Origin of the sequence: Corynebacterium incognita (genome assembly GCF_014217255.1) — a bacterium.
In the GTDB taxonomy this organism is placed as follows: domain Bacteria; phylum Actinomycetota; class Actinomycetes; order Mycobacteriales; family Mycobacteriaceae; genus Corynebacterium; species Corynebacterium incognitum.
The window spans coordinates 2337257-2348605 of the sequence record NZ_CP059404.1 but is presented as its reverse complement, the minus strand read 5'-3'; the positions used below and the strand labels follow the sequence as shown (position 1 = coordinate 2348605).

Annotated in this window: 11 protein-coding genes; 1 reads left to right on the top strand and 10 read right to left on the bottom strand. The window is 61.9% G+C overall.

Features of this window, described 5'->3' with window-relative positions; translation table 11 throughout:
- Window positions 1–251: hypothetical protein (locus tag H0194_RS10910; protein WP_211996069.1), on the top strand; the 251-nt coding region annotated here is incomplete at its 5' end.
- 228 nt (window positions 252–479) lie between these two features.
- On the opposite strand, the gene tyrS is transcribed toward H0194_RS10910, so the two are convergent.
- The 10 genes from tyrS to argC form a co-directional block, all read right to left on the bottom strand.
- The gene (gene tyrS / locus H0194_RS10890) at window positions 480–1748 is read right to left on the bottom strand and encodes a tyrosine--tRNA ligase (RefSeq protein WP_185175879.1); all 1269 of its coding nucleotides are present in this window, start codon (window positions 1746–1748) and stop codon (window positions 480–482) included.
- Between the two features lie 34 nt (window positions 1749–1782).
- Window positions 1783–1965, bottom strand: coding sequence for a Trm112 family protein (locus H0194_RS10885; RefSeq protein WP_185175878.1), 183 nt, complete (start codon window positions 1963–1965; stop codon window positions 1783–1785).
- Between the two features lie 85 nt (window positions 1966–2050).
- Window positions 2051–3508, bottom strand: coding sequence for an argininosuccinate lyase (argH, locus tag H0194_RS10880; RefSeq protein ID WP_185175877.1), 1458 nt, complete (start codon window positions 3506–3508; stop codon window positions 2051–2053).
- Window positions 3508–4734 carry an argininosuccinate synthase gene (locus H0194_RS10875; RefSeq protein WP_185175876.1) on the bottom strand — a complete coding sequence of 409 codons (1227 nt, stop codon included), beginning with the start codon at window positions 4732–4734 and terminating at the stop codon, window positions 3508–3510. Before H0194_RS10875 ends, argH begins: the two co-directional genes overlap by 1 nt.
- A gap of 62 nt (window positions 4735–4796) precedes the next feature.
- The gene (locus H0194_RS10870) at window positions 4797–5282 is read right to left on the bottom strand and encodes an arginine repressor (protein WP_185175875.1); all 486 of its coding nucleotides are present in this window, start codon (window positions 5280–5282) and stop codon (window positions 4797–4799) included.
- Between the two features lie 27 nt (window positions 5283–5309).
- Entirely contained in the window at window positions 5310–6269 is a 960-nt protein-coding gene (argF, locus tag H0194_RS10865) for an ornithine carbamoyltransferase (RefSeq protein WP_185175874.1), read from the bottom strand.
- A 59-nt stretch (window positions 6270–6328) separates the two neighbouring features.
- A complete protein-coding gene (locus tag H0194_RS10860) occupies window positions 6329–7585 on the bottom strand; it encodes an acetylornithine transaminase (RefSeq protein ID WP_185177015.1) in 1257 nt (418 codons plus the stop codon).
- Window positions 7586–7604: 19 nt separating this feature from the next.
- Window positions 7605–8615, bottom strand: coding sequence for an acetylglutamate kinase (gene argB, locus H0194_RS10855; protein WP_185175873.1), 1011 nt, complete (start codon window positions 8613–8615; stop codon window positions 7605–7607).
- Between the two features lie 16 nt (window positions 8616–8631).
- Window positions 8632–9810, bottom strand: a complete 1179-nt coding sequence (argJ, locus tag H0194_RS10850; RefSeq protein ID WP_185177014.1) for a bifunctional glutamate N-acetyltransferase/amino-acid acetyltransferase ArgJ — start codon at window positions 9808–9810, stop codon at window positions 8632–8634.
- Between the two features lie 211 nt (window positions 9811–10021).
- On the bottom strand, window positions 10022–11128 hold the full coding sequence (gene argC, locus H0194_RS10845) for an N-acetyl-gamma-glutamyl-phosphate reductase (protein ID WP_185175872.1): 1107 nt from the start codon (window positions 11126–11128) through the stop codon (window positions 10022–10024).
- Between the last annotated feature and the right edge of the window lie 221 nt (window positions 11129–11349).

Genomic DNA, 11349 nt, shown 5'->3' with positions numbered 1-11349 from the left:
TTACTACAAAAACTGACCCCAACCCGACGGGGCAAAACGAGGCCAGAAACATCATCACACACAAATGCAAATCAGTAATCACAATGCAGCCAATGAAACACTTAAATGTTTACAGTAACGCCCTCATCAAAAAGCGCCACCCGGCACACACCACAACCACCAACACACCATGCGCAACAACACAAAAAATAAAAAAGTACATTGGCACACTATTGAGTTCTCAGACAACGTCCGCACACGATATCCGCTAAGAATTTCTTCTTGCTTGCCTCGCGGCTGGAAGCTTCACTCTAGTCGAAGACTTCAATCAAAGTCAACTTCGTGTTTACTTCCCTGTCACCTTCTTCGCTTTCCGGCGAACCGGGGCGCTCTCGGCGACTTGGACTAAGTTACACATCGCCTGAAACAAAAACAAACTCCCACGTCACTGGCCACTTTTGCGGCTGACGTGGGAGCATTGATGAAAGGTTGCGAGGACGTTAACCCAGAAGCTCAGCACCGGCGAAATTCTTCTTGCCGCGGCGCAGTACTAGGTACTTGCCGTGCAACACATCCTCCGGCGTCGGCGTCCAGTCTTCTGCCTCGATGCGTTGGTTGTTCACGTAGGCACCGCCCTCCTTAATGGTACGGCGGGCTGCGCCCTTGGAGTCCGCCAACCCGGAGGCGATAAGCAAGTCCACAATGGTGCGCGGGGCGTCGGCCGCAATCTGCGCAAGTGTGGTTTCACTCAAAGCGCCCTTGAGCGTCTGCTCGTCAAGATCCGTGAGCTCAGCCTTGCCAAACAATGCCTGGGCCGCGAGCTCGACGCCCTTCGTCGCCTCCGGGCCATGCACCAAGTCGGTCATTTCCTTGGCCAGGCGCTTTTGCGCCTCGCGACGGAAAGGCTCGTTAGCCACCTTCTCCTCGTACTCAGCGATTTCCTCCTGTGTAAGGAAAGTAAACCAGCGCATGTAGTCGATGACCACGGAGTCGCCGGCGTTCACGAAGTACTGGTACCACGAGTACGGCGAGGTCTTCTCCGGATCGAGCCACAGCTTGCCGCCACCGGTGGACTTGCCGAACTTCTGTCCGTCAGCATCAGTCACCAGCGGAACGGTCAATCCGTGTACCTTTGCGCCGTTGACGCGGCGGTTCAGATCCACGCCGGAGACGATGTTGCCCCACTGGTCGCCGCCGCCGATCTGGAGCACGCAGTCGTACTCGCGGTGCAGGGTCACGTAGTCGTTCGCCTGCAGCAGCATGTAGGAGAACTCGGTGTAGGAGATACCGTCTGATTCCAGGCGGCGCTTCACCGTGTCGCGGTCAAGCATGGTGTTCAGAGAGAAGTTCTTACCCACGTCGCGCAAGAAGGAAATGACGGACATGTTCATGGTCCAGTCCGCATTATTGACCAACAGCGCGCTATTCGCGCTGTCGCTATCAAAGTCAATGAACTTGCGTAGCTGGCCCTTGATGGAGTCGAGATTGTGAGCTATCACGTCGTCGGAAAGCATGGAACGCTCGCCGACGTCGCGGGGATCGCCGATGAAACCGGTTGCGCCGCCCGCCAGCGCCAGCGGACGATGGCCGAATTCCTGGAAGCGGCGCAGCATGATCATGGGCACCAAGTGACCTGCGTGCAGGGAGTCACCGGTCGGGTCGAAGCCGCAGTACAGAGTGATGGGTTCCGCGCAGGCTTCGCGGAGCGCATCGAGGTCAGTGGATTGGTTGATGAGTCCACGCCAGGACAGTTCGTCAATGATGTTCATGGGTTCTTCTCCGAAAATGTGGGGTCGGTGGGCCTTAGGCTGGCCAGTCGATTGCTTCGTCGGCAAGCATCACGGGAATGCCATCCTCGATGGGATAGGCGATGTGCAGGCGCTCGTTGATGAGGACGTTCTTGTCCTCGTTATAGACCAGCTCGCCCTTGTCTTGTGGGCAGACGAGGATTTCCAACAGTTTCGGGTCAACGCTCATGCAGCTCATGCTACACGGTGGCGTTGACCCGAGTGTGTTGAGTCGGGACGTTGACCAGCGTCGCGCAGACACTGGATGCCCTCGGTGAGGAGGTCTATCGGGTGGGGCGCTGAGCCCACTGGCGATAGTCCGCGGACTTGCGCTCAACTTCCGCGCGTTGCTCGGCCACCCGAACGCCGGCGGTGCCGCCCTTGGTGGAGCGCGAAGCTACCGCGCCGTCGATGGTGAGCACCGTGCGCACCTCTGGGGTGAGGCGCTTGTCGACGCCCGCGAACTCCTCGTCGGTGAGGTCCACCAGGTCCACTCCCCTGGCTTCCGCCAGGCGCACGCACTCGCCCGAGGCTTCGTGGGCCTCGCGAAACGGAACGCCCTGACGTACCATCCACTCGGCCAGGTCGGTGGCCAGAGTAAAGCCCTGCGGCGCAAGCTCCCGCATGCGGTCGGTGTGGAAGACCAGCGTGCTGACCAGTCCGGTCATCGCCGGCAATAAGAGGTTGAGCTGAGCAAAGGAGTCCACCAGGGGCTCTTTGTCCTCCTGCAGGTCTCGGTTGTACGCCAGTGGCTGGGCCTTGAGTGTGGCCATGAGGCCCGACAGATTGCCGATCAGGCGTCCTGTCTTGCCGCGGGTGAGCTCGGCGACGTCCGGGTTTTTCTTCTGCGGCATAATCGACGACCCGGTGGACCAAGCATCGTCGAGGGTGACGTAGCCGAACTCCGGGGTACACCAGTAGACGATTTCTTCGGCCAGACGGGACATGTCCACCGCCAGCTGTGCGAGGACGAAGGCGGCTTCCGCGGCGAAGTCGCGTGAGGAGGTGCCGTCCAGCGAGTTCTCCGCAGCGGCGTTAAACCCGAGCTCCTCGGCGATGGCCCCGGGATCGAGCGCGAGCGAGGAGCCTGCCAGCGCGCCGGAGCCGTACGGGGAAACGGCTAGGCGCTTGTCGAGGTCCTGCATCCTCCCAATGTCGCGCAGCAAGGGCTGAGCGTGGGCCAGCAGATGGTGTGCCAGCAGTATCGGCTGCGCTGCCTGCGAGTGCGTCTTACCCGGCATGATGGCGTCTGGATGTGCCGCAGCCTGGGCCGCCAGGGCGTCGATAAGCTCGGTGGTCTGCGTGGCGACGTCCCGGATGGCGTCCCGGACCCACATGCGGAACATAGTGGCCACCTGGTCATTGCGGGATCGCCCCGCGCGCAGACGTCCACCGACCTCGGGGCCGACGATGTCGATGAGCCCGCGCTCCATCGCGCCGTGGACATCCTCATCCGTAGGCTCGGGGCGGAACTCGCCGGAAGCCACCTTCTCACCCAGCTGGGAGAGTCCGTCCAGCATGGTCTCCAGATCGGCGTCGGACAACAGGCCGGCGCGGTGCAGCACCTTGGCATGGGCCTTCGAAGCCAGGACGTCGTACGGTGCGAGCACCCAGTCGAAATGGGTGGACACGCTCAGCGCAAACATCGCCTCCGAAGGGCCGCCGGAAAATCGGCCACCCCACAAAGAACCCTGGTTAGTGCCGTGCTTCGCCGCGGAATCCTGTGGTTGCGGGTTGCCCATTAGACCTGTGCCCCCGCGGTCGGACCATTGCCCTGTTCGCGGTCGCGCTTGTTGGCAATCTGGGCGGACAGGCCGTGCAGCTGAACGAAGCCCTTAGCGGCGGTCTGGTCGAAGGTGTCGCCGGTGTCGTAGGTGGCCAAGTTGAAGTCGTACAGGCCGGTCTCGGAGCGGCGGCCGTTGACGATGATCTGGCCGGACTGCAGAACCAGTCGGATGTCGCCGTTGACGTTGTCCTGCGTGGAGTCAATGAAGGCGTCCAGGGAACGTTTGAGCGGACCGAACCAGAGGCCGTCGTAAACCTCCTCGGACCAGCGGGCATCAACAAGGCGCTTGTAGCGCGCAAGCTCGCGCTCAAGGGTGACGTCCTCCATGGCCTCGTGGGCCTTGATGAGGATCATGGCGCCGGGGGCCTCGTAAATCTCGCGGGACTTGATGCCCACAAGGCGGTCCTCCACCATGTCCAGGCGGCCGATGCCCTGGGCGCCGCCCCGGCGGTTGAGTTCTTCAATGATCTCGAGCATGGACATCTGCTTGCCATCAATGGCAACGGGCTTACCCTTCTCAAACGAGATCACTACCTCGTCCGGGGCATTGCCCAGCGCTGGATCTTCGGTGTAAGCATAGATGTCCTTGGTCGGCGCGTTCCACAGATCCTCGAGGTAGCCGGTCTCAATCGCGCGGCCGAAAACGTTCTGGTCGATGGAGAAGGGTGACGCCGCGGACTGCTCGATAGGCAGGTCGATCTCTTCGGCGAAGGCGATGGCCTTGTCTCGGGTCCAGGCGTAGTCACGTGCCGGAGCGATGATGTCCAAGGTGGGGTCCAGGGCACGGAAAGAGACCTCGAAGCGGACCTGGTCGTTGCCCTTGCCGGTGCAGCCGTGCGAGACGTGACTGCCGCCGTGCTCCTGCGCGGCCTTCACCAAGTGCTTAACGATGAGCGGGCGGGAGATAGCAGAGACCAATGGGTATTGCTTCATGTACATCGCGTTGGCCTTGATGGTGGGCAGGCAGTATTCGTCGGCGAATTCATCGCGAGCGTCCACGACGATGGACTCCACGGCGCCGCAGTCAAGCGCGCGCTGACGTACGGACTCCATATCCTCGCCGCCCTGGCCCAAATCGAGGGACACGGCGATCACTTCGCCACCGGTCATTTTGGCCAGGTAGGGGATGGCCACGGACGTGTCCAGGCCGCCGGAATACGCGAGCACTACACGAGAGGTCATGAAAACTCCTTAGATAAATATTACAGTCTATGTAATATTATGCACTCTCGCGCGAAAGAATGCTAACCCCGCCCCCGATCGGTGAGGCGCTCTGCCATTTCGCGGCCGGTCACCGGTTCACGTACGAGGACGAAAACGGTGTCATCGCCAGCGATGCACCCCACGACGTCGGGAAGCCCCACGCGATCAATGAAGCTGGCGAGGTATTGCGCCGCACCGGCTGGGGTGCGCAGCATCGCGATATTGCCCGAATGGTCTGCTGACACGACGAGTTCATCGACCATGCGACGCAGCTTTTCACGCGGCCCGTTGATTTGGTCCTCGAATTGTTCTAGGTCTCCGCCGACCATGTAGAAAGACCGGCCGGCACCGCGACGCACTTTCTTGGCACCGAGCTCATCCAAGTCTCGCGAAAGCGTCGCCTGCGTGATGTCGATACCTTCCTTGAGAAGCAGCTCGGAGAGCTGTACCTGGCTGGTGATTTTGGTCTTGCCCAGGATCTCAAGAATTTTCGCCTGACGAGCGTTGCGAGTAGTCTGCGATGCCATCTGTCGTCCTTTAACTTTCGAGGAAAGCTAAGGCAGGACCCTAGCTTCACGTGCGTCACTATGTTCCAACAACCACACCAACAAAGCCTTTTGGGCGTGCATCCGGTTCTCTGCCTCATCAAAAACTCTCGAGGTCGGACCGTCAATCACGTCCGTAGTAACTTCGTAGCCGCGGTATGCCGGGAGGCAATGCAAAAAGATAGCACGCTTCCCTGCTTTATTCATTGTGTCACTATTCACTTGATATGGCAGCAACTGGGTGCGTTTTTGGTCGGCTTCAGCCTCCTGCCCCATCGACACCCAGGTATCAGTAATCACCACTTGTGCACCTGCTACGGCGTTAACATCGGAGGTAATTTCGACGCTCCCCCCGGTTATTTCGGCCCGTTCGCGAGCCCTCTTGACGAAACGCTCCTGGGGCCAATACGCCTCTGGGGCGACGATAGAAATATGCATTCCTGCCGTTGAAAATCCCAACATATATGAATGGGCCATGTTGTTGGCGCCATCGCCGATGTACACCGCTTTCTTTCCCGCAAGCTTGTCGACGCCGCCGAAATTCTCGGCGCAGGTCACCAGGTCAGCGAGGATCTGACACGGGTGGAGGTCATCGCTGAGGGCATTGATCACCGGAACCGAGGCGTGCGCTGCCATCTCTTCCAGCCCCGCGTGCGCATAGGTCCGCCAGACGATGGCGCTGGCAAACCGAGACAGCACCCGTGCGGTGTCCGAAATCGGTTCGCCCTTGCCCAAGTGCATGGTGGACGAATCCGCCACGATCGGATTGCCTCCCAACGCGGCGATTCCAGCGCTGAACGAAAAGCGGGTTCGCGTGGAGGACTTATCAAACAGGACCGCTACCGTTTGGGGACCCTCCAGGGGCTTCCTCGAATAGGGTTCCGCCTTGAGCTCTAACGCAAGATCAAGGATCTCGTGCTGCTCCTGTGGTGAAAGATCGTCATCTGCCAAAAAGTGCCGGGGTGTCATGGTGTCTCCTCAGTTCGGAATATAGATAACTGGATTGGTGATGTTCAATTGGTGATGTTCTAGCTGAGCTGCCACAACACGGTGGCCAACGTCGATACTGCTTCAGTGATCTCCTCGTCGCTGATGACCAGCGGCGGGGTCAGTCGAATAACGTCTGGTGCCGGCGCGTTAACGATGAGGCCGTGTTCGCGGGCAACCGACACCACCTCGGCCGCCACCGGGGTCCGCAGCACGACGCCGAGCATGAGCCCGCGTCCCCGGACGGCCCGGACCCCGCGAATAGTAGACAGCGCGCCGATCAGCTTGGCGCTCTTGTACTTGACGTCGACAAGCATGTGCGGGTCCAGCTCGTTGAGCACGGCATTGGCAGCGGCACAGGCAATCGGGTTGCCACCGAAGGTAGTGCCGTGGTCACCCGGCTCGAAGCGGTTGGCCTCGCCAATAGCCAGGCAAGCACCAATTGGCAGCCCGCCACCCAGCCCCTTAGCCAGGGTGACGATGTCGGGGACGATTCCCTCGTGCTCGAATGCGAAGAAGTCGCCGGTGCGTCCCACACCGGTCTGGACTTCGTCCACGATGAACAAAATGTCGTGCTTATCGCACAGCGCGCGTACCTGAGTAAAAAAGCCCGTGGGCGCCGGAATGACGCCGGACTCACCCTGAACGGGCTCCAGCATGATGGCCGCGGTGTCGTCGGGGGCCTGCTCCACCAGTTGCGTGAGGTACCCAATGTCGCCGTAGGGGAAGTACTCGACGTCGGAAAGCAACGGCCGGAACTTCTGCTGCTTCGTCGGTTGGCCGGTCAGCGTCAAGGTGCCCATCGTGCGTCCGTGGAAGCCACCCTCGGCTGTGAGGATCCGCCGCTTGCCACTTAAGCGCGCGAGCTTGAGCGCCGCCTCGTTCGCCTCGGCGCCCGAGTTAGCGAAGAACACCCGCGTCGCCTGGCCGGTGGCGGCATCAGTGGCGTCGGCGATGCGGCTCTGCAGGGACTCGGCCAACTCCACCGCAGGAGCGGAGCCCGCCAGGTTGGAGACGTGCCCCAACTGGGAGACCTGGTGTGTCACGGCGTCGACCACCGCGGGGTGGGCGTGCCCAAGCGCGTTAACCGCGATACCGGCGAGGCAGTCGAGGTAATCGTTGCCCTCCTCATCCCAGACCCGGCTCCCCTGGCCCCGGACCAGGCTCATCGACGGAGTGCCGTAGGTGTTCATGAGTGCAGCATTCCAGCGATCACCCAGATTTGGTGTCTCGTTTGTCGCGGTAGTCGTGTCCGCCTGCGGGGCCGCGTCGGTCGGCTGAGTAGCATCGAGGATCATCGGTGACGTGGGAAGTTGGCTAAGCATGGGAATCGTCCTTCCTATACAGCACTCCAGTGGAAGCATGAGCAGTGGTGTGTGCGGGGGCGTCAGCGGCGTCGGGAAGCACCATCGTTCCCACACCGCCAGGGGTGAGCAGTTCGAGGATGACCGCGTGCGGCGCACGGCCATCGATAACGTGGGCGGCGTGGACCCCGGACTGAACTGCCTTAAGGCAGGCATCCATCTTGGGGATCATTCCCGAGTCCAAACGTGGAACTAGGGCGGCAAGGTCGTTTTCTTTGATGATGGACACCAGCGAGTCTTGGTTTGGCCAGTCCGTGTAGAGCCCGGCGACGTTGGTGAGCATGAGGAGCCGGTCTGCACCCAAGGCCTGAGCGAGCGCAGAGGCGGCTGTATCGGCGTTGATGTTATAGATGGTCCCGGCGGCGTCGGGCGCGATGGTGGAGACGATCGGGATTCGTCCGGCATCCACGATGTCTTGGATGGCTTCGGCGTTGACGCTTATGATGTCTCCGACCCGGCCGACATCCGTGGGCACGCCTTCGACGTCCACGAGCCTCTTCTCCGCGCGGAAGAGGCCCGCGTCCTCGCCGGACATGCCCACCGCGTAGGGGCCATGTGCGTTGATAAGCCCGACGAGATCGCGGCCGACCTGGCCGCACAACACCATGCGGACAATCTCGATGTCCTGGGCATCGGTGACCCGGAAGCCACCTTTGAACTCAGTCTTGATGCCCAGCCTCTCCAGCATCGCGGAGATCTGCGGGCCACCGCCGTGGACCACGACGGGCTTGATGCCCACCGTTCGCAACAGGGCCATGTCAGCGGCGAAGGCTTTCTTGAGTTCGTCATCCACCATGGCGTTCCCGCCATACTTCACAACGACGGTCTTGCCCCGCAGCTCCTGCAGCCAGGGCAGGGCCTCCACGAGTACCCGGGCCCTGTCGGCGTCGCTGAGCCCCGCAGTAAAGCCCGATCCCCTGCCGGGAGCGGCCACGGAGCTGGCCGGTGTAGTAGTGAGCAACATTTCTTCACCCACCGCCTTAAGTCGCATACGCGGAGTTGATCTCCACGTAGTTGAAGGACAAGTCGGTGGTGTGGACGGTGGCGTGGCCGCTGCCACCCGCGCCGAGGTCAATGGTCACGGCGATGTGAGCGCCGCTGAGATCCGCCTCGCGCGCGCCCGGCACGCCGGTGGTGTGGGCGCACACCTGGTGTCCGTTGAACCACACCGCGATATTGCCGGGGTCCATGTCCACCGGGGCCATGCCCACTGCCGCCAACACCCGGCCCCAGTTGGGATCCGAGCCGAACATGGCGCACTTGAACAGGTTGTCGCGACCCACGGCCCTGGCAGCCTCGAGCGCCTGCTCGTCTGTGGCCGCTCCGGTCACCGTGATGTCTACGACCTTGGTGACGCCTTCGGCGTCCCCCTGCAACTGCTGCGCCAAATCCGCACACACCGCATGCAGGGCCGCGGTGAATTCCTCGGCCGACGGCTGAGTCCCGCTGGCACCATTAGCCATGGCGATGACCGAGTCGTTCGTCGAGGTGGTGCCGTCAATATCTACCGTGTTAAACGTCGTGTTCGAGACACCAGCGAGCGCGTCATGAAGCAGCGCCGCATCGACCTGGGCGTCGGTGGTGATCACCGCAAGCATGGTGGCCAGCGACGGCGCCATCATGCCCACGCCCTTGGCCATGGCGCCGATGGTCCAGCCCGCACCGTGATACACCGCCTGCTTCATACACGTATCAGTAGTCAATATCCCGGTGGCTGCGTCCTCACCAGACTTGGTCGTGGTATCCAGCTGCGGGACGATGCTCTCAATCCCGGCCACGACGGTGCCCATATCCAGCGGCTCGCCGATGAGTCCCGTGGAACACACCGCGACCGCCGCTGGCGGCAAATGCAGCGCATGCGCGGTCTGTGCTTGCATCGCCTGGGCGTCTGCAAACCCCTGCGCGCCGGTGCACGCGTTGGCGTTCCCGGAGTTGATGATGACCGCGCGCACACCGGTCTCCCGGTCGGCTACGGCCGCGCGCGAGACGGTTACCGCTGCAGAATGCACCTTATTGCGGGTAAAGACCCCCGCGGCGATAGCTTCCGGCCCGGTGTTTACCACGAGTGCCAGATCCTTCTTGCCACTCTTCTTCAGACCCGCCGCAATACCCGCGGCGCTAAAGCCCGCCGGCGCGGTGACTCCAGTGTTCCCCGCCATTGTCGAATCACGTGCCACACCTTCTCCGGCTGGCGCTACCACTGTCGCTTCCATGTCTATCCTCCCTTTTCCTCGTGTGCCCGTAGTGTGTGGGGCTCTACAGTGTTCACTGTTCGTACAGTCCGTTTCTTTGTCACTGCGCTGTTGGTAGCGCGTCGGCGGTGCGGGGGCGCTACGGCCCAGGGCCCACCGAGAAAGTTGTCCTGCAGCCCTACGGGCGGAGCCCGGTGAGGGGTAGACCGGCGGTCTCCGGGAAACCAACCATGAGGTTCATGCACTGGACTGCTGCCCCACCTGTTCCCTTGGTGAGGTTGTCTACCGCGGCGGTGGCGATGACCTTGCGGGCGCGCTTATCGACGTCCACTGCGATCTGCACGCGATTGCTTCCGGCCACGTTGGCGGTCTCCGGGAACTGCCCTGCCTGCGCATCAAGGAGCTCGATAAAGGGCTCAGTGGCATAGGCATCGTGGTAGGCACCGCGCAGCTGTTTGGCGGCGGCGTCCACGTCAATCTCTGCGGCGAGCGGCATGATGGCCACGGCCAGGATGCCGCGCGTTAGCGGCGCGAGTACGGGAGTAAAGCTCAGCGCGACGTCGCTTGCTTCTTTCCCCACCGCGGGAGCGAGGTTCTGCAGGATCTCGGGGATGTGCCGGTGCGCCCCGGCCGCAGAATAGGGCTTAAGGTTTCCCATCAACTCCGCGCCCAAGAGTGGCGCTGAAGGTTTCTTGCCCGCGCCGGAGGCGCCGGTCACTGCCGTCACTGACACATCCGGCAGAGCGAGCCCGGCGGCCAACGCCGGGTAAGCCGCCAGACTCACCGCCGTGGGGAAGCACCCCGGCACGGCCACCCGGTTCGCCGATTGGATGGACGCCCGCTTTCCGGGGAGTTCCGGCAAACCATAGGGCCACGTTCCCGCCCACGGGGTTGCAGCGTTAGTGCCTGCCGGGTTGTAGTAAGCGCCCCACTCCGTCCCGGATTCCAGCCGGAAGTCAGCGGCGCAGTCAATGAGTTTCACCGATTCAGGAAGCTGCTGCGCTAACGCCGCGGAGTGGCCGTGCGGTAGCGCTAGAAATACCACGTCGTGTTCCGCGAGGGCTTCCGGCGTCGTCTTCGCAAAACTCTCCGGCCCAGCCGCCTCGTGGAGCGCCGCTGCGAGGTGCGGTAGGTGGGCCGCAACGCTCTCCTCTGCCTTGTCACCGGCAAACAAGGTACGCAGGCGCAGCTGCCCAGACTGCATTGCTGGGTGGCCAAGGAGCAACCTGATGATCTCCCCGCCCGCATATCCGGTGGCGCCTGCGACGGCTAGCGAAATGGTCATGGCAACACCATAGCAAAAATTGCAGTCGGTTGCATTTTATAAGCTCTGGCCGTGCGAAATCACACCAGATCTTCCACCACCACCCGCCTTACTCAGGACTTTTGCCTCACAGCACTAATGAAAGAATTACAAGTTATCGATACCCCCGGCGGACTCCCCCTTCCCTACCCGCGGCGATCAGACGATTGCGATTGAGATCAGAGTTTCGGCGGCTAGCAGGG